18 protein-coding genes are annotated in these 26,845 nt (G+C 66.2%); 11 read left to right on the forward strand and 7 right to left on the reverse strand.

Annotated features, from left to right (window positions below):
• The first annotated feature begins 23 nt into the window (after positions 1-23).
• On the forward strand, positions 24-941 hold the full coding sequence (locus J8F10_RS28910; protein ID WP_210659896.1) for a hypothetical protein: 918 nt from the start codon (positions 24-26) through the stop codon (positions 939-941).
• A gap of 230 nt (positions 942-1,171) precedes the next feature.
• Here the strand turns inward: J8F10_RS28910 and J8F10_RS28915 are convergent, their stop codons facing one another.
• The 4 genes from J8F10_RS28915 to J8F10_RS28930 form a co-directional block, all read right to left on the reverse strand.
• On the reverse strand, positions 1,172-2,335 hold the full coding sequence (locus J8F10_RS28915) for a hypothetical protein (RefSeq protein ID WP_210659897.1): 1,164 nt from the start codon (positions 2,333-2,335) through the stop codon (positions 1,172-1,174).
• 486 nt (positions 2,336-2,821) lie between these two features.
• Positions 2,822-3,184: an HPF/RaiA family ribosome-associated protein gene (locus J8F10_RS28920; RefSeq protein ID WP_210659899.1), complete on the reverse strand. Its 363-nt coding sequence runs from the start codon at positions 3,182-3,184 to the stop codon at positions 2,822-2,824.
• Between the two features lie 93 nt (positions 3,185-3,277).
• On the reverse strand, positions 3,278-7,960 hold the full coding sequence (locus J8F10_RS28925; RefSeq protein WP_210659901.1) for a prealbumin-like fold domain-containing protein: 4,683 nt from the start codon (positions 7,958-7,960) through the stop codon (positions 3,278-3,280).
• A gap of 20 nt (positions 7,961-7,980) precedes the next feature.
• Positions 7,981-12,858 carry a vWA domain-containing protein gene (locus tag J8F10_RS28930; protein ID WP_210659903.1) on the reverse strand — a complete coding sequence of 1,626 codons (4,878 nt, stop codon included), beginning with the start codon at positions 12,856-12,858 and terminating at the stop codon, positions 7,981-7,983.
• A gap of 212 nt (positions 12,859-13,070) precedes the next feature.
• On the opposite strand from J8F10_RS28930, the gene J8F10_RS28935 reads away from it, so the two are divergent.
• From J8F10_RS28935 to J8F10_RS28975, 9 genes are all read left to right on the forward strand, one after another.
• The gene (locus J8F10_RS28935) at positions 13,071-13,940 is read left to right on the forward strand and encodes a formylglycine-generating enzyme family protein (protein ID WP_210659905.1); all 870 of its coding nucleotides are present in this window, start codon (positions 13,071-13,073) and stop codon (positions 13,938-13,940) included.
• 70 nt (positions 13,941-14,010) lie between these two features.
• On the forward strand, positions 14,011-15,357 hold the full coding sequence (locus J8F10_RS28940) for a response regulator (protein ID WP_210659906.1): 1,347 nt from the start codon (positions 14,011-14,013) through the stop codon (positions 15,355-15,357).
• 138 nt (positions 15,358-15,495) lie between these two features.
• Positions 15,496-16,254, forward strand: coding sequence for a MinD/ParA family ATP-binding protein (locus tag J8F10_RS28945; RefSeq protein WP_210659907.1), 759 nt, complete (start codon positions 15,496-15,498; stop codon positions 16,252-16,254).
• On the forward strand, positions 16,254-16,874 hold the full coding sequence (locus J8F10_RS28950; protein WP_210659908.1) for a DUF5684 domain-containing protein: 621 nt from the start codon (positions 16,254-16,256) through the stop codon (positions 16,872-16,874). Before J8F10_RS28945 ends, J8F10_RS28950 begins: the two co-directional genes overlap by 1 nt.
• 36 nt (positions 16,875-16,910) lie before the next feature.
• Entirely contained in the window at positions 16,911-17,282 is a 372-nt protein-coding gene (locus J8F10_RS28955; RefSeq protein ID WP_210659909.1) for a DUF5684 domain-containing protein, read from the forward strand.
• A gap of 455 nt (positions 17,283-17,737) precedes the next feature.
• Entirely contained in the window at positions 17,738-19,096 is a 1,359-nt protein-coding gene (locus J8F10_RS28960; RefSeq protein WP_210659910.1) for a DUF1501 domain-containing protein, read from the forward strand.
• A 180-nt stretch (positions 19,097-19,276) separates the two neighbouring features.
• On the forward strand, positions 19,277-20,050 hold the full coding sequence (locus tag J8F10_RS28965; protein WP_210659911.1) for a PPC domain-containing protein: 774 nt from the start codon (positions 19,277-19,279) through the stop codon (positions 20,048-20,050).
• Positions 20,051-20,183: 133 nt separating this feature from the next.
• Positions 20,184-20,618: a TPR end-of-group domain-containing protein gene (locus J8F10_RS28970; protein WP_210659912.1), complete on the forward strand. Its 435-nt coding sequence runs from the start codon at positions 20,184-20,186 to the stop codon at positions 20,616-20,618.
• Positions 20,619-20,703: 85 nt separating this feature from the next.
• Positions 20,704-21,693: a CoA transferase subunit A gene (locus J8F10_RS28975; RefSeq protein ID WP_210659913.1), complete on the forward strand. Its 990-nt coding sequence runs from the start codon at positions 20,704-20,706 to the stop codon at positions 21,691-21,693.
• Between the two features lie 95 nt (positions 21,694-21,788).
• Here J8F10_RS28975 and J8F10_RS28980 read toward each other — a convergent pair whose 3' ends face one another.
• From J8F10_RS28980 to J8F10_RS28990, 3 genes are all read right to left on the reverse strand, one after another.
• Positions 21,789-22,817: an NAD-dependent epimerase/dehydratase family protein gene (locus tag J8F10_RS28980; protein ID WP_210659915.1), complete on the reverse strand. Its 1,029-nt coding sequence runs from the start codon at positions 22,815-22,817 to the stop codon at positions 21,789-21,791.
• Positions 22,818-22,992: 175 nt separating this feature from the next.
• Positions 22,993-23,343, reverse strand: a complete 351-nt coding sequence (locus J8F10_RS28985) for a c-type cytochrome (protein WP_210659917.1) — start codon at positions 23,341-23,343, stop codon at positions 22,993-22,995.
• A 93-nt stretch (positions 23,344-23,436) separates the two neighbouring features.
• A complete protein-coding gene (locus J8F10_RS28990) occupies positions 23,437-25,629 on the reverse strand; it encodes a glutamine synthetase III family protein (RefSeq protein WP_210659919.1) in 2,193 nt (730 codons plus the stop codon).
• A gap of 247 nt (positions 25,630-25,876) precedes the next feature.
• Between J8F10_RS28990 and J8F10_RS28995 the strand changes: the two genes are divergently transcribed.
• Positions 25,877-26,842, forward strand: a complete 966-nt coding sequence (locus J8F10_RS28995) for a ParA family protein (RefSeq protein WP_210659922.1) — start codon at positions 25,877-25,879, stop codon at positions 26,840-26,842.
• Positions 26,843-26,845 lie beyond the last annotated feature (3 nt).

Genomic DNA, 26,845 nt, shown 5'->3' on the forward strand with positions numbered 1-26,845 from the left:
TGCAACGGCCCGGAGAAGAAGCAATGCCCCGAATGCCTCTCGTGGTCGCGCTCTGCCTCACTGCGTTCGCCGGTACGGTGCTCGCGCAGCCCGACGCGCCCGCCCGACCTGGTGCGCCCGTGCGCAAGCTCCTTTACCCGGCCGACCCGCTCGACGTGCCGCCCGCACTCAAGCCCCACGTCGAACGCCTCCTCGACCCCGATCAGAAACCGGTCGAGCCGGGCGCTGCGAAGGGTTCTGGCGTGTACCTCCGGGTACTCTCCCGCCGGCACGCCCTCGACGGCGCGAAGCTCAAGTCCGGTGGCTGGGTGGGCGCCCGACCGTTTGTGTTCTTGACCGTCCCGGACGCGGCACGCGGGCGCGACCTGCTCGGTACGTTGTCGGCCATCGGCTACGACCCGGAGGAGATCCTCGACATCGAGAAGGGCGTTGAAAAGGTGGCGGTCGTATTCGCATACCCTGATACGATCCGTGCGGGCGCGCCGAAGGACGGGAAAAGGCCCGCCGACTGGGATCGGCGCGTGTACCCGGCGACGTGGGACAACGTGTTCGCGCTCGCTGACCACCTGACGGCCGACAAGGACCGGTGGACCGTGCGCCCGGAGGGGGACGCATTCGTGCCCACCAAGCTCCAGTTCCGATCTGACAAGGAGGCGGCGTTCGCAACCGGGTTCCCGGATGTGGGGAAGGCGCGCGTGAAGGCGACGGATTATGCGGCGCTGTGGGAGACGGGCGGGGCGGACTGGGTGTACCGGCAACTGATCGAGCGCCTGTTCGGGGCGTCCGAGCACTTCCGGGGTGACGGGCGCACCAAACTCACCCTCGTCGGGAAACGGAACCCCCGTGTCGGGTTCCCCGAGTTCCTGGGGCCGAACGCGGAACTGAAGGATCTTCCGGCGATCGCGGTCGTCGGGCTCGGCGCGATTCGAGTTGGCGAGTGAGCAGGTTGCATTCTCGCCGTGAACCCTTATCTCACAGCGCGATGTTCACCCGATCCGAGGCCGAGTTCCCGCGTCCCCGGAACGCGATGGAACCGTGTGCCGATGTCTGCTCTTGAATCGTTCGGGGAAGAAAATCCATCGGACGGTGCGTCGAAACAGATGGGCTATTTCGACGCACCGCTCCCCTCACAGTCACGAGCGAGAAGTGGTTCCCCTCGTCGCACCCGTGGTCACGCCGCGCGCTGGTCCGCCGGAGCGAGCCACCGCCGGACCCGGTCCAGCTCGTCCGGCCAGTCGGGTGACAACCGGACCGTGAGGAACCGGGCGTAGAGCAGGTCCAACGTCTCGACCAACTCCCGCACCTGCCCCGCCCGCTCTTCCAGCTTCGCGCGGGCCGCGGTCACGTCTTCCGGTAGGTCCGGCATCTTGCACGAGCCCAGGCCCAGGGTCTCCGCGTGCAGCGTCAGCTCGTACTGCTGGTCGTGCCGCACCACCGTCAGGCCCATCTTCCGGGGCAGCTTCCCGGCCTGCACCGCGCGCCGGGCCTCGGGCAACCGGGTCGGCCCGTCGCTCGCAATGGTCCCGGTCCCGGTGACCCCGCGCGGGCACTCCAGGGACAGGGTCCGGGCGGGCATCAGCGTGACCTCGCTCCCGTCCCCCACGGTCAGCGTGTCCGAGTCCCGGTCGGTCAGGAACCACAACCACAGCAGGTACTCGTTCCCGAGGAAGTCGGGGGTTCCGCCGCCCGGCACCCACGCGACCTCGTCCCCGGCCCCGGGCACGAACCCCGAGGGCGCGTCCGCGACCCCGGTCAGGCCCAGCGCGCCCGCGGTCCGCTCCGCTTGGCGCCCCGCGGTGAGCAGTTCCAGGGGATACCCGAAGGTGCGCTCGAACAGTTCCGACAAGCGGTCCGCTTGGGCGGTCGAGGTGGCCCCGAACAGGACCTCGTTGGCGTGCCGGTCCCAGAGCACCGGGGTACACTTGCGCCGCTTGAAGCGCCCGTCCTTGGCCTCCGCCTCCAACCGGTCCCGCGCGCTTTCTTTCGCTTCCCGCTTCTGCTTCGCTGAGGCAAACCCGCTCGGGTTGTCCCGCGCGAGGGCAGCCAGGTCAGCTTCGTAGTACGCCTTGAGCAGGTCGCCGGGGAGCCGATCGGTGTCCACCCGCAGGTCGAAGTGGAGGGCGTCGTTGACGATGTTCTTGGCCAGATCGAACTCGAGGTCGAGCACCGATTTGCCGGCCGACCACCCGCCCTCGATTCCGTCGGCCGCGGCGACGGTCTGGCGCCCGGCGACGTGTTCCCGGAGGCGGTCGAGGTGCTCGTCGTCGAACATTCCCGGGGCCGGCCCGCCGACCGCGAACCGGAGGAACGTGACGCGCCCCGTAAAGAACCCCATACCCGTACCCCTATCCAAATAAGAACCGAACTGCCGCCACAGCAATTCGGCCTCTACGGTCGGCAACTTGAGGCGAAATATCACTCGCGTTCACCGCACGCCGAGAGCCGACGTGCCCAGTTGGTGCGACCGGTGCATTCGCCATAGGCGGAACTTAGTGACTGTCCCATATGCCTCGAAATCGCCGTATTTTCGAGTTGTCACCCACGATTTCTCAGGCTTTTTCGCACATATGGGACAGTCACTTACACCGGCGGGTGAAGCGACTGCGAAAAGCACCGGCAAGGTTCGTCGAGGTGGGGACTCGGGACGAGTGGCGATTCGGGCTTCAGCTCGTGCGCCCGCATGACGGGCGACCGTTTCACAATGGCTCAACCGAAAGGAGACGCGCAGAAGTCTGCGCAAAGTGGCGCGGGGTCGCGCGGAACAACATTCCGGGGGGGGCTGGCTACACAACGGGGCGCCCCGGTCGCCGATTTCTGGTTCTCATTCGCCGTAAGCGTGCCCCTCGTCGCCGGACGCCGAGACGTGGCCGGCTCGGTCCTCGATGCGCCCGAGCTGTTTCTCGAGCACGCGCAGGACTTTCTCCACCGCACCCTCGACCGCCGTATCGACGTCCTCGGCTCGGTCCTCAGCACTAACGACCGGGCGCCCGGCCAGGTGGACCTCGACGGAGCACCGCGTGTCGACCCCGCCTTTGTCGCCGTTCGTGTCCTCGAGGTACACCTCGACCCGGCGCAGGCGGTCGCCGAAGCGCCCGCCAATGGCGGCCTCGACATCCGCCCGGATCGACTCGGAAAACGCGGCGCTGTTCTTGATGTGGTTATCGGTGCGAACTTGAAAGATCACGGCTATGCCCTCGGGATGACTCGTCATCGTCCAACGGCTGAAAACAGGTGCAGATGCCGTGCCGCCCCTTTCGCAGGTGGTGGTGCGAAGTCGTTACTTCAGTAGCAGCTCCAAATCCTTCGCCGTTAGCTCGCCGGCCTTCACGTCGACTTGTTCTTTCACCTGTCGGTTGGTTCGCTCTTTCTCGCTGAACAGGTAATACGTGCCCGGCACCAGTTCCTTGAACTCGAACGAGCCGTCGGCCTTGGTGGTCGCTTTGGCGAGGGGATTGCCCTTCGCATCGTAAAGAAACACGACCGCGGTCGGTTGCGGGATGCGGTTTTCAACCAACTTCCCGGCGATCTTGCCCGGCGCGGGGCGGTTCAGTTCTGCTGCGTCGAGCAGTTCGATTTCCTGCGTCTCGATCGTGCTCAACCCGGCCTGCGAGGTGAACTTCACCCCGACCACGACGATGCCCTTCTGGTCCGGCATTTGAAGTGTGGCGCGCCACTCACTGCCGTCAGGTGACACGCCCGGCATGGGGGTGGGGCTTGTGGGGAGTTCGTCCTTGTTCGGTTTGCCGACGAAGAACTCGACCTTCTTGATGCCGGAGATACTGGGGCCGCACGTCGCTTTGACCGCGAGCGGTTGCCCCTTCGCGGCTTTCGGCGGCAGGTTGAGGAACTTCACATCCGTCGGCACGTTGCCATCGAACACGACCGTCACGCGGTCCTTCGTGACGACATCGCCATCGGGGGCGATGAGGCGCGCTTCGAGCGTGCGCTTGCCGGTGAGTAGATCGACCGGCAGCACCGACTTGTGGTCCGCGATCGAACCGACCAGCTCGAACCCCTCGCCTTTTGGATCAAAGCGGAGCCGCGCGAGCTTCTGACGCGCGGTGGCGATGAGAAACGTGCGGTCGGCGTTGACGGGCGAACCCGCGTCCCGCGCGGTGCCGACGAGCAGTTCGAGTCTTGCCCCTTCGGGCGCGTTGTCCACTTCGAGCGCGACCGGTAACGGCACCGTGCCCGAAGCGTAGTCGAGGGCTTTCACGCGCACGCGCGGACTCGTCTGCGGTTGGAGCCGCACCGTCTCACCGAGCGTGGGCAGAGTCGCTGAGTACGTGGCCACGCGCTCGACGCCGTCCGCCGAAAGCGTGACGGTGACTTTAGCGCCGGTCGGGAAGGGGAACGCGATGTTCTCCACATACAGTGTGACCGGTTTCCCGGCGGTGGCAATGCTCCCGGCCTGGCTCCCGTCGCGCACGAGCAATTTGGGGTTCGCTTCCGGCGGGAACAAGAGTTTCACGGGGCACGCGCCCGAACCCGGAATGTCGCCGGGCACGATTGTCGCGCTCAGTCGGTTCAATCTGCCATCGGCCGCGGGGGTGAACACTGCGTCGCTCACGCGGAGGTAGCTGGCGGGGTCCGCGACCACGACCGGGAGCGTAAATGTCTGAAGAACCACGTCCTTGTCGGTTGGATCAAACAGTTCGATCGCCAGCGCGTTCCCGCTAATCGGAGCGAAGCCGTCGTCGGGCTTCGCTACTGCCCCGGGTGCGAGGGGAGGTGGGGGGGGAGTAGTGGACGTGAACACGAGCGGAACCGGCTTACCCGGTTCGAGGTTAATGGGGACCGTCTCCCGGTTCAACCCCACGAGGCGCGCTGCGATTTTCTGCGGTACGGGGGACGGGTTGAACAGCACCAGTTGGTACGAACTCGGCTGACCGTTCGGTCGGACGCGGAACTCTGTCAGTTGTTGCGGGGCGGCTTTGGGGTCCGTTCGCACGAGAATATCGACCCGGCTCGACAGCGTGCGCAGCGACACCGGTACGCGCCGGTGATACGTTCGCTTATCGCCACTCAGTTCTGCGGTCGCCTCGACGAGCACGCCGAGTGCGGTGGGGTGCGAAGTGGGCTTGCTGCCCGCCGCGAGCGGAAGTGAAAGCACGCTATCGCGGATCACTTCGAGTTGGGCTGAAACAGCCGGTGACGGCTTCAGCCATTCGGCCGCTGGTGAGAGCACCTGAACGCGCGCTGTGGTCGGTGTGCCGATCGAGCGGAGGTGAATTTTTAAGTCTGCACTTGGATTCTCAAAGGTGAGTTTCGGCACCGAAGGGTGTGCGAGTTCGAGGTACGCGAACCCGCCCGTCTTCGCCGCGGTCGCGCAGTTCCGAGCGGCTGCGGTCGCGAACGGTACGCCGGTAATGGCGGGGCTGGGATCGGCGGGATCTCGCAGTTCATACTCGAAACGCGCTGCGTGCCACGCCCACATTCGCAGGGCGGCTTCGCGCTGCGGAACCGCGTGCGGGTTCGTCGTCGCGTCATCGAGTTTCGGGAACGCGACAGAAACGGGCCACACAGCCACAGTGCGCTCGGGCGCACTTTGCAATAATCGCGTGGGCACGTCTTCCGACCACACGCGGCGCAGCCGGTCCGCGAACGCGAAGCGGTCCGGCGCGAGTCGCAGTAATTCGTCTTCAGTGCGATCTCCGGGAACCGCTGTGCGAAGAATCGCGCCGGTCCACCGTGACCGGCGCTTGGCGAGGTCCGTGTCGTGAGGCGCTTCGTTGGCGAGATCCGGCGTGAGCGCGCGCGGTTCGCCCTTTTGAGCCGCCTCGTTATCGATCGCGTCCTTACGGAGCGTGTTCTCGCATAATCGTCGAGCGAGCGCCGATCGCGCGTTCCACAGCGCCACGCGATCGGTGACCGGCACGAGCGGTGAAGCCAGCGCCGCGTCCAGTTCTGCGTAGATTGAGGGACCGGCGTTCGGCCCTTCCGCGCGCCGGCGCAGTGCCCCGAGGGACTCGGACGTGAGCGGCCGGTTCGCGGTGCTGAGAGCCACACGGACACTGTTTGCGAGTCGGTGCCACTCCGGTACGCGGTCGGCGAACGTGTGCCCGGTCTGTCCCGGCGCGGGCACCAGCATGTGATTCAATTTGCCCACCGCGTCGGCAACGGTGACGGCCTCCGTGATGTTCACCGCGCCGCTGTTTACGAGCGGAGTAACGCCCGTCAACCACAGTGTCGCATCATCACGAATCGCGCTCGCCGATTGCAACCGGTCCGCGGTGAGTTTCAGCTTTCGTGCGGTGGCTTCCGCGGTGCGGAGGCGGGTCGTTGCGTCGTCGGGGGAAGCGAACCCTGGCGCGAACAGGACGGCTTCGGCGTTCGCGCGAAGCGAGTACGCTTCATCGAGCGCCGGTTTTGCCCAGGTCAACACGTCCGGTCGGGTCGCGGTGTCTTCGATCCACCGGGCCGCTTGGAGCGCGAGTGCCGCACGCTCGTTCGCCCACGGCGCGAGTGCGCTCTGATCGGCGAGCGCGGCGAGTCGCCGGATGAGTAACACTTCCGCGAACCGCACTTGTGGGTCTTGTGCGGCGAGCAGTTTCGCGAAGTTGCGGATGCGGGCCGGCGACGGGTCCGCGTCTTCCGTGAGCACCCGAAACACCGCGGCCGCGAGGAGCGGGTGCGGCTTCGTTTTGAACGCATCGAAGTCCGCGGAGAGCGGCGGTTCGTTCGGTTTCTCGTCGGGTTTCGTAGGTGCGGGCGCGGGACGTGATTCGGCTGTCACGGCGGCCGTGCGAAGTTGCTCGATCAGCGCGGGTTCCGGTATCGCGTATCCGGGGAACATCGCCGCGAGTGTGGGCAGCGGATCAGGCGTGGGCACCGCGCGCAGTGCTTTGCCGACTTGCTCGGCGTGGGCAAGCGCGAGTGTAAGTTTGTGTTTCACATCCTCAGCGGGAAGTCCGGCTTGGATGTCGCGCTCGGCGCTGAGGAGAGCGGAACGCGCTTGCCGGAACGCCCACGGAGCAGTCGTCGCCCGCCCGTCCGTGCGCCAGCGGTCGTGTGCTTCCCACGAAGCCTTCAGCCAGTCGGGGTACGCGACTTCATTGAGCGCGTGCTCCTCGGGAACGTGGCCGGCCGGAATCGCGCGCAGCGTGAAGTCTTTGGCACTCCCAACGAGTGTGGGCGTTTGTGCCGAACCGCGGTTCGTGCTCGACCAGCGGTTCACGCGCACGCGGACGAAGTTCGCGAGTTCGCTCACAGTCACGCGACCATCGCGGTCGCTGTCCGCGACGCCCTTTAAGCCCGCTTCGAGGTAGTAGCTGAAGACCGATCGACCGAGTTCCGGTGAGGTGTGGGGCGTTTGCCCCGGTCCACACGCGATGAGGCACAGGCGGTTGTCGTCGGATACTGCGTCGAGTGCCGCGAATACGGCGGCCGAGAGGTTGCCGGCGGGCGGCGCGTAAAGTGAATCGCCGCTCGGCGGCACAAGGTTCAGAACGAGCAGTTTGTTGTGCGCTGGGCAATCGCGCACGGCCGCGAGCAGTTCCGTGAGCGTGAGCCGATTTCGCGGGTTATCGCCGGTCGGATCGGCCGGCAACAGGAACACGGTTCCACCGGCATCAACGGCCGCGGGCGCGGAAAGGGAAATGACCATCGGCTGCAAGCGCGCCGTTTTCGCGAGCGCAGCGAACCGCAAGCGGATTTGATCGCGCGACGGGTTCGCGCTCGGGTCGTCGATCGCCTGCCCGAGTAAGTCGGACGCCGCCAGTGCCGCGCGGTCGCGTTCGGCCCACGGGACCGCGCCGCTTTCCGCGGGGCCGATCGTAATCGCTACGGGCAGCACGGCCACGGAGCGCGGCGGCGACACCCAGTACAGCAACCCGATCACGACGCCCGCGAACGCGGTGAGCACCGCCAGCACGAAGAGCAGCCGCGTGCGCCGACCGGCACCGGGAGAGGGCGGCGCGCTGAAGCGCCACAATCGCGGAGTTGCTGAGGGGTCGGGCATGCGCGAGTCCTTCGGGAGCGTCACTTCGTCGGCGGTTCCGGGCGCGCCGAGGTGTCCGTTGGTGCGGGTGCGGTCAGTGTCAGGTGCCGGCCGTCTTTCTCTGCGGCGCGGAGTGCGTCATTCAACACCACGAACTCCAACCCCGTCACCTTCGTTTTCGCATCCGCTTCGGTGAGGCCGGGCCACCAGAAGAGGCACGTCAGCTTGTTCGCACCCTCATAAAGTCGGATCTCGCGACCGGCGGGCGTGATGCCGCGCGGTCGCGCGAAGATCGGGTTACCTTCCGGGTGCGTGAGGCGGACGACGAGGCACGTCCGTTTCTGTCGCTCACCGGGGGCCACTTCCACGCCGTGTTCTTCGATCGTGATCGAATCGAGTGTGACCGCGGCCCCGTTCACGGTAACCGTGCGGCCCCTCAAATCGATGAGGCCACTATCGGGAGCTTTGAACACTTCGCCCGCAGCCGAGAATTGCGTCGGCGCCCACCACGCACTGAGTTTGGGGGAGGCGAACGCTTGAGTGCCGGGGAAGTTCGGCCAGCCGGGTGAATGGAGCGACCACGCGGGGGCCGGGAACCCACTTTCCGCGCGCCACCGAATTGCGATCGGCTCCGGTTTCGGAACCGACGGCGTGACCTCGAACCACACGTCGCCGATTCGCGCGACGGACGTGCGATGCTCCACGAACGGGTTCACGTCGATTGAGGTAAACAGGTCCAGTTTCCCGGCCTTCGCCCCGTTTTGAAGGAGCGCGAGGCGCCAGGAATCGGCCGGGGCGCCGGCCTTCACGATGGCGGGCACGGTGTCCGCGAACCAGTGGCGCTTGGTGCTCAGTGCGCCGCGATTTTCGGTCAGGTCGAGTAAGAGCCGGTCGCCCGGTGACAGTTGGATGTCGTCGCTGAACTCGGTGTTGCCGAACACGCTGAGCGTATAAGTACCGGGCGCGAGTTTCCCCGCGTGCCAGTTGTCGTGCTCGCTCGTTCCCGCCATCAGGCTCGTAACGGGTGCGTCCGATCCGACCGCGCGCAGCGCGAACCGCACGCGCGGGTTCAACCCCGTGCGCACCCACGCGATCAACACATCGATGTCTTTCACGCTCACGAACTTGCCGGCCGGTGTGAAAGACTCTGCACTTTTGAATTCGGCCTGGGCGGGTTGCTCCTCTTTGTCCACAGCGAACGCGGCCACACCGAGCGCCACCTCGGAAGGCGGGAATTCGGCCCGCAGCACGTCGCTCACCGTGCGCTTCTTCTCGCCGTAATCGGGATCGGTCGCGGCCCGGGTATCGACCGCGTCCGAAATCAGCACGACCGCCTTGAACGGCACCTTCGCGTCCTTGATGCGGTCCTTCGCGCGAACAACAGCGCGCGTGATGGGCGATTCGTGCCACGGCTCGAGTCCGCGCACCTGTTTCAGCACGTCCTCGACGACCGCGTCGAAATCGATCGGCAAGTCCGTCGGTGGCAGCACTTCGCGGATCGTGTCTTCGGGTGTCTTCGCGCCGGGCGTCTTCTGGCCGAACGTCCACACGTTGATGGTCGTGCCGGGCGGAAGCTCTTTGAGCAACTTTGTGAGCGCCTCTACCGCGGTCGGGTAGTTGGCAACGCTCGTCGGGTCTTTCGGGTCGCGTCCCATGCTGCCGGAGCAGTCGAGCACGATCGCCACGGCACCCGTACCGAAGCCGTAGCGCTTCAGCGCCCGAGTATCCGCGCGCACCGCGAGCCCCACCGTTTGCGGCAGCGGCGCGCTCACCGCGGCGCGATCCGGTACCGCGAAGAAGTCCACCGGGCACGATGCGTCCAGCGTGCGCCCGCGGAAGAAGCCGGTCACTCGGAGTGCTTCGGTCTGGGCCTTCGGCGTGAGTGGTTGCGGCCGCGGCGGCCGCGTGAGGCTTCGTGTCAGCGCGGTAGCACCCGGGGTGGTGCTCACCGCAGTGCGTGTAGAAGCATCGGTCCAAAAGACGGGAAAGCCATCAATTCCCGTGGTCGGGTGCGGGGCGAATGGCACGTGTACGGTCGGGTTGGGTTCGTCCGTAATTGCGATGCGAGCGGGTAACTTCGGCGCCACCGGGAACGGTGTTTCCACGCGGTACTGTTTGAAGGGATCGTCGGTCGGGGCGAATGCCGCCGTGATCGCGTTGGCATCGTCCGTGAGGCGCTGGACGGCGAGCGAATAGTACCGCGTGTCGCCCTCGCCGTACCAGTGATCGGCAAAGGTTCGGCCCGCCTGATACCCGAGGTACCCGCGCACGCGCTCGCGCCGCACCCGGTCGATGGGCGTGTCGGGCACCGCAGCGCGGGCCGGCGCGATGCGAACCCACCGGTCGGCCGCGAGCACGTCATCGGGCTTCGTGGCGCGTGCGGTCACGGCGTCGAATAGTTCACCACAGCGCGAGTTGAAGAACGCGAGCGATTGCCGTCCGTCGGCCTGGAACGCGAACCGCACGAGCCGCTCGTGTAGGGCGTGGTAGTCCTCGCCCGGTCGAACTTCGCACAGCGTGCAGATCAGGTTCGCGCCGCCGAACCGTTCGAGCAACAGTTGCCCGCGGCGGTTGGCGGTCTCGAACGCGGTCTCTCGCGCTTTGGCAGCGGGAATTTCGGGGAGCGCCTCGGGCCGGGTTTCGCCCGTAATGAGCAACTGCCGCGACACGCGCCGGAATTCGCGTGCCAGGGCAACGCGGTTGCTCGGGTTGGCACCCAGAAGGGGAGGAGCCGTGAGTACCGCTTCGGCCGTGTTCCACCACTTCACGGCGTCCGCACGCGGGGTCGAATTGGCATCAAACTCCGGTTTCGTTTTCAGCAGTGCATCAGTTTCGATCGCGAGATGAATCCGACCGGGGGCTCGCGCGTCTGTCAGTTCCCGACCCGCCTTGATAACCCCTTCCAGGGCATTCCGCGCGTGACCGATTGGTTGTGTGGGCAGGTTTGCTGTTACGTGGAGCTGCTCCCACACGGCGCGCTGGGCGGCGAACCGACTCCCGACAGAATCCGTTGACCAGCGGGCGACCCACTCGGCTTCGGCCACGGCGAGGTGCGCGCCGCAGTGCCACGCCACGAGTGCGTCACGCGGGCCGCTTCCCCAACCCGTCAGTGAGTCGAACGAGTAATCCTCATTCGCCGAATTGGAGGCGCGTTTCCAGCTCGCTTCGTCGGTCGCGAAACACAGATCTTCGGCTTCGCGTCGCTTCGCATCAACTCGCGCGAGTTGAGGGGCGATCCACGGGTAGAAGAACTCCGCGTAGGGATAAATAGACTGTTTTTCGTTGCGATCGGAGGTGAGCATCGCTGCAGCTTCTTCGGCCTTCAAGCGCTGGTGAAGCACGCTCTTTAGTAGCTGGCCGATCACTTCGGCTTTTGATGCAGCCGGGAGGTGTCGTGCGAGCCCTGAGAGAAAATTCAACTCAGCGGGCCGAATGGCGAGCCCGTCACTCACGAGCGGCACGAGGTCGCGCGCGACGGGGAGGCGCGGGAGCGGTTCTTCAGCGGTCCACTCCACGAGTGCCCGGCACCAGAGCAACCGGTTCGCTTCGATGTCGCCGGCCTCGTCGCGCACGGCCGCCCATTCTTTCGCGCGGTCGGCGGGTTGCTTCCCCGCAACGCGCCCGATCCCCGTGAGGAATAGTTTCTGCACTTCGGGCGTCCAGGGCTTCCACCGCTGCCCGCCCACTGCGGACTGGATCGCGAGCGTTTGTGGCGAAATATCGAGCGTGCGCGCAGATTCGATCTTCCGGCGCAGCTCAGCAGCGTTCTCTCTCGCGCTTGCTGCGCCTTCGGTGTCGCCCGCGAGAACGTGCTGTTCGTACCGGAGCACCCAGGCTTCGTACTGGCGCCACAAGTGTGGCGAGTACGCGGTGGGCGGCGGAGTCGCCTGCGCGAGCGCACGGTACTCCTGCCACTGCTGTTCCAGTTCGGGCGGCGGCTCGAACGGTTCCGGCGCGGAAAGGGGCGCGGGTGGGCCGTCCACCGAAACGAGGTGCATGTCGCGCACGCGCTGCTCGCCTTCGGCTTTCGGCAGCAGCACCGGGATCTGGCGGGCGCCGCGGTGGTCGCGTGCCCAGTCCGAAACGCGAGACGTGACGAACGCGACCAGCTCGCCCGCGGTCACGCGCTTGTTGCCGTCGGCATCGGCCCCGCCGTTCAGCCCGTTCATGGCGAAGTGCGAGAAGGAGGACGTTCCCCACTCGGGTGAGGCCCACGAGCGCTCGTCGAGTCCGCTACTAAGCCACACCGCGAGGTTCGGGATCGCCGCGATGTCGGCGTCCAGTTCCGCGACGCCGCCCGCGAAATCGTTGTGAACCAGCCCCAGATCGGTGAACGCGGGCTCGCGCGCCGCGTCGATGACGAGCATCTTCTGCTTGTCGGCGGGGAGCCGCGCGAGTTGTTCGAGGAGCGTTTTGAACCGCACGCGCTCGCCCGGTTCACTGGTCGCGTCTTCGGGGAAGAGAAATGGGCCGTCGCGGTCGCGCCCGCCGTGAGCGGTGATAAACACCACGACGCACTTTTCTTTTACCGCGGACAGGTCCGGGAGGCCGGCCCGGGTGAGTGACGTCGCGGACCCGCCCGCGAACCGCGCGCGCGTTCCGAACCAACTCCCCGGCCGCGCGAGGGCCGCGAGTTCCCGCGCGTCCGCCTTGCCGTAGGGGTTGGGTGGCGCGGCGAGTGTGCGATCGTAGTTGGCCGAGAGAACGACGAGGCGCGCCGGGGCCGGCGGGCGAATCCAGAACACCACCCACGTCACCACCGCGAGCGCGAGCAACCCCAGACCCGCAACGAGCGCGAGCTTCCGCCAGCGCGGGCGGTACGGGATACGAGCGGTCGGCGCCCGCCAGGCCGGGCCGGACGGGGTGAGTGCGGGGGCAGACGACCCGCGCCACGGCGGTGCGGGTGTTGGCGTGCTCATAAAGAAGCCCGAGCAGAGTCGAATGTTCGTAACGGTTCTAACGGCACCGCGACCCGATCACGATACGCTCGCGGGCGGCTCGTTCTTTCTCGACCGATCTCGCCCTTCGGCGAAAGGACGCTTGGGGCGCGGGCGTAGAGTTTCTGTGCGGATCGGGTAAACTGTGCGAACCGGTGCGGTGGTGCCGGTGTACCACCACTGTTGGAGCGGGCATGTCGGAACCGGCTGAAGAAAAACGTGAAGTCACCCGACGGGTTCCGCGCCGCGCCGACCTCAGTCGCGTGCTCGACGACGTGCTCGGCGCCGCGCCCGCCAGTTCCGCGCGCAAAGCGCTCACCAATTCCGTTGGTATGGCGTTTGTACTGATCCCGGCCGGCAAATTTTTCATGGGTTCGCCGCCGAGCGAAGTCGGGCACCGCACGAACGAGGGGCCGGTTCACGAGGTGGTGATCGGGAACTCGTTCTACCTCGGCGTCCACCCCGTTACACAGGCCGTGTACCGCGCGGTGACCGGCCAGAACCCGTCACGGTTCACCGCGGCCGAGGGGGGCGGGCCGGATCACCCGGTCGAATCGGTTTCGTGGGCCGACGCCGTGGCGTTCTGCGCGCGGTTGAACGCGCGGCCCGAGGAGCAGGCCGCGGGGCGGGGCTACCGTTTGCCGACGGAAGCGGAGTGGGAGTTTGCCGCCCGCTCGGGCACCGCGGCCCCGTTCGCGTTCGGGGACACCTTCGCCGCGCCACACGGGAACTTCGACACGGTGTATCCTTATGGAGAGGGCGAACCGGGCACGGGCCTCGGGCGCACGACCCCGGTCACCCGTTACCCGGCGACCGCGTGGGGGCTGCACGACGCCCACGGGAACGTGTGGGAATGGTGCGCCGACTGGTACGGCGAGGCGTACTATGCCACCTTACCCCTCCGCGACCCGCCGGGGCCGCCCGAGGGCCGGTTCCGGGTGCTCCGCGGGGGGAGCTGGCGCAACCACGCCACCGCGTGCCGGGCCGCGTACCGGAACGCCCTCGCCCCCCACCAGCGCGATTCGGCCACCGGGTTCCGGGTCTGCTGCGTGTTGAACACCTGACCGAACGTGCCCCGGCGCGGCCGGTCTTTACCCTCCCGGGCGAACACAGGCCCCGAAGTGCCACAACGATATGCCGCGCCTCCTGCTAGTTGAAGACGAACAGGTGAACCGCGAACTGTTTCGGCGGCGCCTGGAACGGAAGGGGTACACCGTTCTCACCGCGGAGGACGGGGCGAGCGCAATTGCGCTCACCGGGAACGAGGCGCCGGACCTGGTGCTGATGGACCTCGGTCTGCCCGACGTCGACGGCTGGGAGGTGACGAAGCGCCTCAAAACGGACCCGGTCACCGCCGCGATCCCGATCATTGTGCTGTCCGCGCACGCGACCTCCGACGCGAAAGAGCGCGCGTTCGCCGCCGGGTGCCAGGACTTTGAGACGAAGCCGGTCAACTGGGACGGGCTGTTCCGCAAGATCGAAGAGTGGCTCGCGAAGGCACAAGACGGAGCCACCCGAGCGGCGGCCGAAGCCGCGGCCCGGGCGCGCGAGCTGGCTTCGGGCTCGGGCGAAGTGCCCGCGCTGCGAGCGATACGCGCCCTCCCGCCCGATACGTCGCCGGCGGAAACGCTCATATTTAGCCCGAAGCCGGCCGGAGTCGCCCCGCTCCCGACCGGGAAGTATCCCGTTTCCAAGCGGGTGAAAGACGACGAAAAGGAGATCTGCGAGGTCCGACCGAAGCACATTTTGGTGGTCGAGGACAATGACGCGAACCGCGTGATGCTGTGCCGGCGCTTGAACAAGCACGGGTACGCGACCACCGAAGCCGCGAACGGCCGGGAAGCGCTCGACGCGGTCCACAAGCACACGTTCGACCTCGTGCTGTGCGACATCATGATGCCCGAAGTGGACGGGTACGAGGTTCTGCGCGAACTCAAGGCCGACCCGGAACTGGCCGCACTGCCGGTCATCATGATCTCGGCCCTCGATGAGATGGCCGGCGTCGTCCGGTGCATCGAGATGGGGGCCGAAGATTACCTGCAGAAGCCCTACGACCCGGTCATGTTGCACGCGCGCATTAATGCGTGCCTGGACAAGCGCCGACTGCGCGATCAAGAACTGGCGTACCTGCGTGCGGTGACCACGCTCACGCGCGCCGCGGAACTCGTGGAGCAGGGGCAGTTCAACTCGGAGTTGCTGGCGCCGGTCGCGGGCCGCGACGACGCGCTCGGCACGCTGGCCCGCGTGTTCGACCGCATGGCCCGCGAAGTGCAAGCCCGCATGAAGCAGTTGCAGAGCGACATGCAGCAGATGACGAAGGTGGAAATCGATCACCGCGAGGTGGTTCACGAGGTCGCGCGGGTCACGACGTCGGATGCCTTCGAGAAGGCCCGCAGGTACGCGGACGAGGCCCGCGCCCGGCGGCACGCGCCCAACCCGATGACCGAAACGATGTTGCTGCCGAAGAAACCGAAGGCGTAGGGCTCGCCGTGTGGTCCGCTCGCGGAGCGAGCGGTTCCGGGCCGCGCCGGTGGGGTCAGTTTTTGACCAGGGGCAGTAAAACCGACCGCTCGCGGAGCGAGCGGACCACACTCAAACGTGCCGGAGTCCGGGTTCCCCATGCGACAGATCGTGTCCATTCATTCGTACCGCGGCGGAACGGGTAAATCGAACCTGACCGCGAACCTCGCGACCGCCGTCGCCCTCACCGGGAAGCGGGTCGGTGTGGTAGACACGGACATCCAGTCGCCCGGTATCCACGTGCTGTTCAACCTGGACGACAAGCAGATCACCCGCGCGGTCAACGACTACCTCTACGACCAGTGCGCGATCCAGGACGCCGCGTACCACGTCTCGCCGCCCGAGGTCACCCGGGCCGGCGGGCACCTGTACCTCGTTCCGGCCAGCATGAAGTCGGCGGACATCGCCCGCGTGCTGAAAGAGGGCTACGACGTCGAGAAGCTGAACGCGGGGTTCGACCAGCTCCTCGAAGCGCTGGACCTCGACTTCCTCTTCATCGACACGCACCCGGGGATGAACGAGGAGACGCTGCTCTCCATTGCGATTTCCGACTGCTTGGTGCTCCTCCTCCGCCCCGACCGGCAGGACTACCTCGGCACCGCGATCACGATCGAGGTCGCGCGGAAGCTCGGCGTGCCGAACCTGCTGCTCGCGGTGAACAAGGTGCTGGCGAGCATGGACCAGGCCGCGCTCCGAAAGGACGTGGAGCGGTCGTTCGCGGCGGAAATCGGCGCGGTCCTGTTGCTCTCGGAAGACATGCTCCGGCTCGGCAGCACCGGCATCTTCTCGCTCAAGTTCCCGGACCACCAGTTCACCCGGGCCGTGGCGGAGCTGGCGACAAAGCTCGTGCGCAACTGATGCCGACCCTGACGGCGAGGAATTTGAGAGAGATTGCAATTTCGTTCTTCAACCATTGCGAGCGCCGCACCCCGCCGCTAGTATCTCCTCCCATAGCCTCAAAAACCGTTTACTTCACCGGTTCAACCCACGGGGACTCGCGCGTGAACATTCTCAACGCAAACGGGCTCGGCAGCCTGTTTGCCCAGCAAAACAACGACGCCGCTGGTGCCGGCATTCTTGCCGGCCTCATGATTTATTTGGTAATCGTCTTCGCCCTCGCCATCATTTCGATCGTCGGAATGTGGAAAGTGTTCGAGAAGGCGGGGCAGCCGGGTTGGGCTGCGATCGTACCGTTCTACAACCTGTACATTTTAACGGTTGAAGTCGCTAAGAAAGAGATCCTTTGGTTCATCCTTTTGGTTATTGGGTTTGTCGTCTGTGGACCGCTGGCGCTCATCGCGCTGTTTGTTGTCAATATTGAGGTGGCGAAGAAATTCGGAAAGGACGCCTTGTTCGGCATCGGCCTGACCCTGCTCGGGTTTATTTTCTACCCGATCCTCGGGTTCGGTTCGGCGCAGTACGCGAGCGGCAAGAAGAGGCGTTCCCGTGACGACGTGGACGAAGACGATAACTGGTAACGGGTGATCGCCCACCGGCTTTGAGGACGTGTCCGCGTGGACGACTTGCTGTGGTACTTGGTGGTGTGGGGGGCCGTCACCGTTCCGGGGGTGGTGCTCGGTTGGCTTCGGGTGTTCCCGAAGGCCGGGCGCCCCTGGTGGGCGGCCCTCGTCCCGTTCTACAACATCTACGTGCTGGTGGTGGGCGTCGCGCGCCTCAGCCTCCTCTGGTACATTCTCGTTCTCATCCCCGTTGTGCAGATCATTGCGGCCATCCTCGTGAACGTGGAGGTCGCGCGCCGGTTCGGCAAGAGCGAGGCGTTCGGCCTCGGGCTCGCACTTCTCGGGTTCATCTTCTACCCGCTCCTCGGGTTCGGCTCCGACCAATACCAGGAAGGCACCGCGGAACCCGTCGGCCCGACGTGGTAATTGGCGGAATGGGAACCACGTGCCCGTCGATTAAGGGTCGGTGTTCGAGTACCTCGGCCCGTCCGGTGTCGAACGTGGCGCCGCCGCGGACAAATCAGCGTGATTTAAACCGCATTTTGTAGGGTGGGTCCAGGCTTTGCGCAGGCCCACCATTGGGTCTTCGGCTCCCCGATGGGTTCGGGTGCGCCGATTATGTTTGCGCTCACGTTACCCCGGAAGATGGTGGGCCTGCGCAAAGCCTGGACCCACCCTACGAGGCAAATCCCAAAAAACACAATACGCGGCATTTCTCCGCCTGTGTCGAAGATGCCTGTTCCCCCGAACGCGATGTCGGGGTAAACTGCGGGAGTGCAGAAGTTTGTCCCGCCGCGCGATTTCAGCCCCCGCCCCCGCCGAAGCTAAGTGGTGTCCGCCCCCTCGCTTCGCCCAAAGATCCACCGCCAGGAGCCGCTCCGATGCTCGACGTTGTGCTGAACAGCCAGCCGCACACCGTATGTACTAATGCCTCAACGCACGCGACCGCTTCTGCCAATCGGCGCGACTTCCTCCGGGTCGGGGCGCTCGCGGGTCTGTCGCTCCCGGCGCTGCTCCGGGCCGAAGCCGGCGCTGTGGCGAAGAAGGACGGGTCGCTGTCCAAGGGGGCGCGGGCCAAGTCGGTCGTGCTCGTCTACCTCGGCGGCGGGCTGTCGCACCACGACAGCTTCGACCCGAAGCCCGAAGCGCCCGACGACATCCGCGGTAAGTACGCCACGATGGGAACTGTGGTACCGGGCCTGCGCGTCAGCGATCGCCTGCCGCTGATGGCGCAGGTGATGAACAAGATCGCCCTCGTCCGGTCCGGGGCGCACAACAACGACCACCACGAGACCGCCACCAACTGGGTACTGTCCGGGCGGTTCGGCACGCCGTTCGGCGATTACCCCGCGGTCGGCGCGGTGGTCGCTCACGAAACCGGCTTCACCGGCACGCTGCCGCCCTACGTCGCGGTCCCGCAGAACCCGTCGTTCACCTGGGAGTTGGGGAAGAGCGCGTTCCTCGGCGGGCGGTACGAGTCGTTCAAGGCCGGCGACCCGAGCCGGGTGAATTACAAGGTGCAAGACCTGACGGCCGCCGACGTGGACGCGAAGAAGGCCGCGCGCCGCGACACCCTCTTACAAGCCGTGGACGGACTCGCGAAGCGCGTCGAGGGGAACGATCAGATCGCGACTTATGACGAGTTCCACGCCCGTGCCCGGGCGATGGTGCTTTCGAGCGAGGCCCGGACTGCGTTCGCCATCGACCGCGAATCCGATCGCGTGCGCGACCGCTACGGCCGCAACACGGCCGGTCAATCGATGCTGCTCGCGCGGCGGTTGGTTGAGAGCGGCGTGCGCTTCGTTACGGTCAACTACGGCGGGTGGGACCACCACGGCAAAATCTTCGAGGGTTTGGACAAGAAACTGCCGGAGTTCGACCGCGCGGTCTCGGCGCTCGTGGAAGACATGCACGCACGCGGTACGTTCGAGAACACGTTACTCGTCGTGATGGGCGAGTTCGGGCGGACGCCGAAGCTGAACAAGGACGGGGGTCGCGACCACTGGGGGCAGGCCGCATCACTCCTGTTCGCGGGCGCCGGGGTGAAGCCGGGTCTCGTGCTGGGCAAGACCGACAAGCACGGCGCGTACACGACGCAGCGCCCGGTGTCGCCCGCGGACGTCGCGTACACCGTCCTCGATTCGCTCGGGATCGATCCGCGTAAGCAACTGGTCACCCCGGACGGGCGCCCCATCGAGATTCTCGACCAGGGTGAAACCGTGAAAGAACTGTTCGAGTGATACTGGGCGAACCCCGCCCGCAAGGGCGGCGGGTGCGCTGCACCATGTTCACCCACTGCCGTTGCGGGCGAGCGAGCACCATTACATTTACCCGCCGCCCTTGCGGGCGGGGCCACACCCATCGCCCTTACAGATGGGGCCACATTTATTCACCCGCCGCCCTTGCGGGCGGGGTTCACCATGCGATTCTTCTGTCTCGCCATCATTTCGCTCGGGCTCGCCTCGACCACCTCGTCGCAAGAGAAGAAGCCCGCCGACCCCAAAAAAGAGCCGGCGCCGAAGGTGCTTTACGCGATCCCGCTCGTCGCGAAGCCGGGCGAGAAGCAGAAACTCGTGATCCGCGGGAAGAACCTCGCCACCGTGAAAGAGGTGAAGGTGACCGGTGCGGACGGCGCGAAGCTGAAGGTGCTCGGCGCGAAGGCGGTCGGCGTGCCGAACAACTACCCGGGCGAGCGTGTCGGTGATTCGGAAGTCGAACTCGAACTCGAATTGCCGAAGGACGCGAAGCCCGGCGCGGTGAAGCTCACCGCGGTGAATGGCGGAGGTGACTCGAACGCTTACACGCTCCTCGTTCGCGACGAACTCCCTGCGATTGCGGAAAAGGAAGAGAACGGCGGGTTCGACACCGCGCAGGCGGTCGTGCTCCCGTGTGCGGTGGAGGGGACGATCAAGAGCGAGCGGGACGTTGATACGTTCAAGTTTGAAGGGAAGAAGGGAACGAAAGTGCGTATTGAGGTTCAGGCCGCGCGCTCCGGTTCGCCGGTCGATGGGTTCCTCACGCTCTACGATGCCGACCGCAAGGTCGTCGATTCCGCCGATGATGTGAACGGTTCTGCCGACCCAATTTTGACTGTCACGCTTCCGAAGGACGGTACGTACTTTGTCGCGCTCATCGACGCGCACGACCTCGGGGGCGCTAACTTTGGTTATCGCCTCGTCGTGAAGGCCGAGTGAAGTGCCGTTACAACCCGACCGCGAACCGGACACATGGTGGACTCTGCGTTTGCACGCTCTGGGAAGCGGGGTATAATTCGGTAAGTGCGGTGGTCGTCCTCTCGCCACTGCACACCTTCGCCGGGGGACGTTCATGCCGCACCCCAAGCGCCCGAGTCCGTCCGCAGCCAATTCGTTCCCACCCGGTTCGATCCTCGGCCTCCTGGCCGAGCGAACGCAACTCGATTTTGAACTCGAGTTCTTCGGGAAAATACTAACCACCATACCCGACTTCGCCGACGCGCTCCGCGCGCAGGCGTGCAACCTGACCATGAAGGGTCGGATGCAGGACGGGCTCGCCGTTGATCGACAGCTCGTCACGGTCCGGCCGCACGACCCGACCGCGCACTACAACCTCGCGTGCCGGTACGCGCTCCTCAAGCAGCGCGACAAGGCCCTGACCGCGCTCCGCCAGGCCGTCGAACTCGGCTACCGCGACTTCGAGTTCATGCTCGAGGACCACGACCTCGATTCCATTCGCAAAGATCCGCGGTTCCGCAAGTTGGTGAAGGAATACGGCAGTAAGTGAGTGGGGAACGGAGCGTGGGGAGCCGGGAGAAAAAGCCTATAACGGTTTCAGTCTCCTTACTCCCCATTCCCCATCCCTTACTCTCATGACAGCCCCTCTCTTTACCTCGCCCGCGTCCGACGACGCCCGCGCCGTGTTCGCGGCCAAACCGCGCGGCCTGGTCGATAAGGTCATGACGGTTTCGGACGCCGTTGTGCGGTTCGTGCGCGACGGCGACTATCTCGCTACGGGCGGGTTCGGCACCAACCGCATCCCCGCGGCCGTGTGCCACGAGGTTCTGCGCCAGCGGAAACAGCACCTCGGTTTCTCCGGTCACACCGCGACACACGACTTCCAGATCCTGTGCGCCGGGAACCTCACCGGGCGCGGGCAGACGCTCGCGCGCGTGGACGCGGCTTACGTCGTCGGACTGGAAGCGCGCGGGCTGTCGCCGCACGCCCGGCGCGTGATGGAGTCGGGCACGGTGCAGGTCGCGGAGTGGTCGAACTACACGCTCGCGCTGCGTTACTCGGCCGCGGCGATGGGCGTTCCGTTCGTCCCGGCGCGATCCCTACTCGGCACCGACACGCTCGCGAACTGCCCGGCGAAGGTCATCACGTGCCCGTTCACCGGCGAAAAACTCGCTGCCATTCCCGCGCTCTACCCCGATGTCGCAGCGATCCACGTCCATGAGGCCGATCGCTACGGCAACTGCCGATTTACAGGTACTTCCGTCGCCGACATCGACCTCGCGCGGGCGTCCAAGCGCGTCATCATTACGTGCGAGCGACTGGTCCCGCACGACGAGATGCGCCTGAACCCGCACCGCACGCAGATCCCCTTCCTGTGTGTGGACGCGGTGTGCGAAGTGCCGTTCGGCAGTTACCCGGGGAACATGCCGGGCGAATACTTCTCGGACGAGGACCATCTCAAGTTGTGGATGGAAGTGGAGAAAGACCCGGCCGCGTTCGCGCAGTTCCTCGAAGATCACATCTTCGGCGTGCAAGACTTCGCCGAGTACCTCGACCTGTGCGGCGGGCTGCGCCGACTGCAGGCGCTCCGGCAGCGGGAACTACTGCTGCACCTGGGGAAATGAGCCGCGCTCGTGCGGTTGATTGCCTTCTGTGGCCGACCTCGTGGTAGTCGGCCACAGAAGGTAATCAACCGAGCCCGATCACCGGGCATTCAAGATCACGTCCCGGCGTACCGCTTCTTGATGCTCGGGATCAGGTACTCGCCGAACGCGGAGGCGAACCCGTATTTGGGGCCGTGGCACCAATCGCGGCGCGCGGCGGAGTCGTCCACGTCCGCGGGCCACGAGTCCACGATGCCCTGTCGCTTCTCGTCCACGTGCGTGCTCATGGCGGCCTTCGGGAACGCCGCGTGGACCACGGCTTCGATCTCGGCGGCACTCGGCGCGAACGCGCCGATGTTGTACACGGTCCGCGAGAGCCGCGCCCGCGGCGCGTCCATCAGGCGGAAGATCGCATCGACCGCGTCGGGCATCGCCATGAACGGGATGCGCGTGTCGGGCCGGACGAAGCACGCATACGGTTTCCCTTCGGCCGCGGCGTGGATCATCTCGGGGGCGTAGTCGCTCGTCCCGCCGCTCGGTACCGTCTCGGCCGAGATCAGGCCCGGGAACCGGATGCACCGGAAGTCCACTTTGCCACTTATGGTTTCGGCGGCGAGTTGCTTGTAGTGGCGCGAATAATAGCGCCCGAGGTGCTCGCAGTACAGCTTGTTGGCGCCGTACATCGTCGTCGGCACGTTGTAGTCGTCTTCTTTGACCTTGTTCGCCTGCGCTTTGATTTCGAGACTGGGGAGCCCGAACGCGGCGATGCTCGACGGGTAGAAGAACGCGACCGGGCGCCCGTGGCTCTCGCCCTGCTTTTGCGCGAACTCCAGGAGGTTGAGCGTGCCCTCCACGTTCACCTTGTGGGCGAGCGCCGGGCTGAACTCGCTCCGCGTGGAGAGCAGTGCGGCGAGGTGGTACACGTGGTCCACTTCGTACTGCGCGAGGATACCATCGAGTAGCGCCGGGTCGAGGATGGACCCGTTCACGGCCTGCCGGACGAGCTTGGCCGACTCGGGCGGTAGCGGGTTCAGGTCGAGCGTAACAATGGGCCGGTCGGGGTCGCCGTGCGACAGCCGCGAGATGAGCGCGTGCCCGATCTCGCCCGACGCCCCGGTGATGAGAACTGACGGTTTGCGTGACATTGCGTGTCTCCAGAGCAAGGAGACAGCATACGGAAACGGGCCGCAGCGCGCGTGGTCCGCGGACCCGTTTCGGACCCGCTCGGGATGGTCAGATCGCCGATTACATTACTCTTCGCGCACCAGCTTCGCTTTCCGGCCCGTGTCTCACACCGCGAGCGGGAGGTGCTGCCGCCGCTCACTTCTTGGCCGCGAGGTACTCGGCCAGAGAGCGGATCTGTTCCTCCGTCAGCGTGCCCCCGAACGCGGGCATTCGCGAATCGGCTTTCTTGCTCTTCGGGTCGCGGATGTAGTCGGCGAGCCAGTCGGCCGAGCGGTTGGGTTCCGCGCCGATCTTCGAGAGCTTCGGCCCCTTCGACGCGCCGATCGAGGGCGGCCCGCCCGGCTCCCCGGCCTGTGCGTGGCACTTCGCGCAGTTTTGCTCGTACACGCCCTTCGGCCCGGATTCGACCGGGGCCGAGGGGCCGCACCCGATGAGCGCACAGGAGCCGACGAAAAGAGCGTACACGACCCCGCACCGGCTGAACATCGAAGCGCCTCCGCGACACGATCGGACGGGCTCAGTGTAACGAAGAACGCCCGCGGGTCACCCCACGGGCGTTCGGTACGGGTCACCGTTCAGTTACTTGATGAACAGCATCTCGCGGTAGGTCGGGAGCGGCCACAGGTCGTCGGCCACGATCGTCTCGAGCTTGTCGCCGAGGGTCCGCAGCTCGACCATCTTCGGCAGCACGGTGTCGCGCACCGCCTTGGCGTCGGCGTAGGGGTCGCCCGAGTGCTTGTGGTTCACCGCGTGCTCGAGGTCGTGGGTCGCGGCCTGGAACTTGCTGACGGTGGCCACCAGCTCCTTCAGGTGGTCGAGCTGGGCGCCCGGGTCCACGCCGGCCGCCTTCGTCGCGTTCACCGCGGCGGCCACCTCGCCCTGGTACCGCAGCGCCGCCGGGAGGATCAGCGTCTTCGCCATGCTGACCATCGTGTTCGCCTCGATGGTCACCTCCTTGACGTACTTCTCGCTGAAGATGTTGTACCGGCTGATGAGCTCGCGCTCGGTGAACACCTTGTACTTGGTGAACAGCTCGACCGCGTCCTTGCGGACGATGACCGGCAGCGCGTCCACGGTGTTCTTCAGGTTCGGGAGCCCGCGGCGCTCGGCCTCCTTGTGCCACTCCTCGCTGTACCCGTCGCCGTTGAAGACGACCTTCTTCGATTCCTTCAGGATGCCGGGGAGCAGGTCCTGGATCGCCTTGTTCAGCTTGGCCTGGTCCCGGTCGGTGCCGACGGCCTTCTCGAGGGCGGTGGCGATGAAGTCGATGGACTCGGACACGATCGTGTTCAGCACCGTGTTCGGGCCGCCGATGCTGAAGCTGCTGCCGACCGCGCGGAACTCGAACTTGTTGCCGGTGAAGGCGAACGGGCTGGTGCGGTTGCGGTCCCCGGCGTCGCGCGGGAGCTTCGGCAGCACGCTCGCGCCGACCTCCATGAACCCGCCCGGCAGGGTCTTCTCGGGCTTGCCCTTCTCGAGCTGGTCCATGATGTCCTGGAGCTGGTCGCCCAGGAAGATGCTGATGATCGCCGGCGGGGCCTCGTTGGCACCGAGGCGGTGGTCGTTACCGGCGCTGGCCACGCTCACGCGGAGCAGTTCCGGGTACTTGGCCACGGCCCGGATCACCGCGACGCAGAACACGAGGAACTGGGCGTTGTCGTGCGGGGTGTCGCCCGGGTTGAGCAGGTTCTCGCCGGTGTCCGTGGACATCGACCAGTTGTTGTGCTTGCCGCTCCCGTTGATGCCCGCGAACGGCTTCTCGTGCAGCAGGCACACCAGGCCGTACTTCTCGGCCGTGCGCCGCATCACGTCCATCGTGAGCTGGTTGTGGTCGGTGGCGAGGTTCGAGTCCTCGAAGATCGGGGCGATCTCGTACTGGCTCGGGGCCACCTCGTTGTGCCGGGTCTTGACCGGGATGCCGAGCTTGAACATCTCGGCCTCGCACTCGGCCATGCACGCGAGCACGCGCTCCGGGATGGTGCCGAAGTACTGGTCCTCGAGCTCCTGCCCCTTGGCCGGTTTCGCCCCGAACAGGGTGCGCCCGCAGTTCAGCAGGTCGGGCCGGGCGTACAGGAAGTTCTTGTCGATGAGGAAGTATTCTTGCTCCGGGCCGACGGTGGCGAACACCTTCTTGGCCTCGGTGTTGCCGAACAACTGGACGATGCGCAGGGCCTGGTGGCTCAGGGCCTCCATGCTGCGGAGCAGCGGGGTCTTCTTGTCGAGGGCCTCGCCGGTCCACGACACGAACACCGTCGGGATGACGAGGGTCGCGCCGTTCGGCGCCTCGCGGATGTACGCGGGCGACGTGGGGTCCCAGCCGGTGTACCCGCGGGCCTCGAACGTGGCCCGGATGCCGCCGCTCGGGAACGAGCTCGCGTCGGGCTCGCCCTTGACCAGTTCCTTGCCGCTGAACTCGGACACCGCGGAGCCGGTGCCGGTGGGCGCGAGGAAGCTGTCGTGCTTCTCGGCCGTCAGCCCGGTCATCGGCTGGAACAGGTGGGTGAAGTGGGTGGCCCCGTGCTCGATGGCCCAGTCCTTCATCGCGCTGGCCACCGCGTCCGCGACGGCCGGGTCGGTGAGCTGGGCGCCCTGCTTGATGGTCTTCTGGAGCGCCTTGAACACCGGCTTGGGCAGGCGCTGCTTCTGGACCTCTTCGCTGAACACGAGCGTGCCGAACAGTTCCTTCAGGTGGGCGGTGCGGAAATCGATCTGGTTCAGGTCGTACTCGGTCGTGGCGATGGCTTGGATCGCGGCCTGGCGTGGGGTGGTCATCGTGGGAAAGGCTCCTTGTTTTGGTGGTGCGAGGCCTATCGGGGTGTGGTTCGTACCGACGCGCCGGAACATCCCAGTGATTAACGGGTACGGTTGGGCTGGTCGAGGAGAGGTTACTCAGGTTATAAGCCCCGTTCGGCACGCGGCAAGAAGGTCGGGAACTTGGCGCACCCGGGGCGGGAGCACCGGCGCGGAGTTACCCGAACCCCCGGTCGCGCGCCCGGGGCCGAGAACCACGGGGCACACCATGCGCACGATCGCTGTCATCAACCAAAAGGGCGGGGTCGGCAAGACGACCACGACCGTCAACCTCGCGGCCGCTCTCGCACTGGCGGGCAAGCGCGTCTGCGTCATCGACATGGACCCGCAGGCGCACGCGAGCACGCACCTCGGGGTCGAGCCAGATGGTACCATCCCGTCGCTGTACGACGTGCTCGTTTCCAACAAGCCGCTGGTCGAAGTGCGGCGGGCGGTGGGCGACAACCTGAGCCTGATCCCGTCCGACATCAACCTCGCGGCCGCAGAGGTGGAACTCGCCGGGATCGTCGGCCGCGAAGTGATCCTGCGTGAAGCGATGGCGGTGGACGAGCGGCCGGCCCCCATGCTCCCCCTCTCTGAAGGGCCGGGCGCGGGAGGCTCTTCCCCGGCCTTTGACTATGTACTGATGGATTGCGGCCCGTCGCTCGGCGTGCTGACGCTGAACGCGCTGGCGGCGGCGGACGAAGTGTTCATCCCGCTCCAGCCGCACTTCCTCGCGCTGCACGGGTTGTCGAAACTGCTCGAAACGACGGCACTGGTCGCGCGCCGCATCAACCCGAAGTTGACGGTCACGGGCGTGGTGGTGTGCCTCTACGACGCGGCCACGAAACTCGCCCAGGAAGTGGTCACGGACCTCTCGGCGTTCCTGGCGCGGAGCCGCGGCGCGAACGTGCCGTGGGCGAACGCGAAGGTGTTCGAGACGAAGATCCGGCGGAACATCAAGCTCGCGGAGTGCCCGAGTTTCGGGAAGAGCGTGTTCGGCTACGCGCCCAAGAGCAGCGGAGCGGCCGACTACACCGCGCTCGCGAACGAGGTGCTCGGCGTGACCGCGCCCGTCGTCGTGGGGCCGCTGAAGATCAGCGTGCCGGTCCAAGCGCCGCCGGTCGCGGCCGTCCCCGCGATCGAGCCGCCCGTCCGCCAGACGACGGTCGAAGTGGAACCGGTGGTCGCGTAGTGC

This window comes from Gemmata palustris (genome assembly GCF_017939745.1).
GTDB classification, from domain to species: domain Bacteria; phylum Planctomycetota; class Planctomycetia; order Gemmatales; family Gemmataceae; genus Gemmata; species Gemmata palustris.

Excerpts from the sequence above, each read along its gene's own strand:
- J8F10_RS28910 (WP_210659896.1), top strand. The coding sequence starts at position 24 with ATGCCCCGAATGCCTCTCGTGGTCGCGCTCTGCCTCACTGCGTTCGCC.
- J8F10_RS28915 (WP_210659897.1), bottom strand. The coding sequence starts at position 2,335 with ATGGGGTTCTTTACGGGGCGCGTCACGTTCCTCCGGTTCGCGGTCGGC.
- J8F10_RS28925 (WP_210659901.1), bottom strand. The coding sequence starts at position 7,960 with ATGCCCGACCCCTCAGCAACTCCGCGATTGTGGCGCTTCAGCGCGCCG.
- J8F10_RS28930 (WP_210659903.1), bottom strand. The coding sequence starts at position 12,858 with ATGAGCACGCCAACACCCGCACCGCCGTGGCGCGGGTCGTCTGCCCCC.
- J8F10_RS28935 (WP_210659905.1), top strand. The coding sequence starts at position 13,071 with ATGTCGGAACCGGCTGAAGAAAAACGTGAAGTCACCCGACGGGTTCCG.
- J8F10_RS28940 (WP_210659906.1), top strand. The coding sequence starts at position 14,011 with ATGCCGCGCCTCCTGCTAGTTGAAGACGAACAGGTGAACCGCGAACTG.
- J8F10_RS28945 (WP_210659907.1), top strand. The coding sequence starts at position 15,496 with ATGCGACAGATCGTGTCCATTCATTCGTACCGCGGCGGAACGGGTAAA.
- J8F10_RS28950 (WP_210659908.1), top strand. The coding sequence starts at position 16,254 with ATGCCGACCCTGACGGCGAGGAATTTGAGAGAGATTGCAATTTCGTTC.
- J8F10_RS28960 (WP_210659910.1), top strand. The coding sequence starts at position 17,738 with ATGCTCGACGTTGTGCTGAACAGCCAGCCGCACACCGTATGTACTAAT.
- J8F10_RS28965 (WP_210659911.1), top strand. The coding sequence starts at position 19,277 with ATGCGATTCTTCTGTCTCGCCATCATTTCGCTCGGGCTCGCCTCGACC.
- J8F10_RS28970 (WP_210659912.1), top strand. The coding sequence starts at position 20,184 with ATGCCGCACCCCAAGCGCCCGAGTCCGTCCGCAGCCAATTCGTTCCCA.
- J8F10_RS28975 (WP_210659913.1), top strand. The coding sequence starts at position 20,704 with ATGACAGCCCCTCTCTTTACCTCGCCCGCGTCCGACGACGCCCGCGCC.
- J8F10_RS28980 (WP_210659915.1), bottom strand. The coding sequence starts at position 22,817 with ATGTCACGCAAACCGTCAGTTCTCATCACCGGGGCGTCGGGCGAGATC.
- J8F10_RS28985 (WP_210659917.1), bottom strand. The coding sequence starts at position 23,343 with ATGTTCAGCCGGTGCGGGGTCGTGTACGCTCTTTTCGTCGGCTCCTGT.
- J8F10_RS28990 (WP_210659919.1), bottom strand. The coding sequence starts at position 25,629 with ATGACCACCCCACGCCAGGCCGCGATCCAAGCCATCGCCACGACCGAG.
- J8F10_RS28995 (WP_210659922.1), top strand. The coding sequence starts at position 25,877 with ATGCGCACGATCGCTGTCATCAACCAAAAGGGCGGGGTCGGCAAGACG.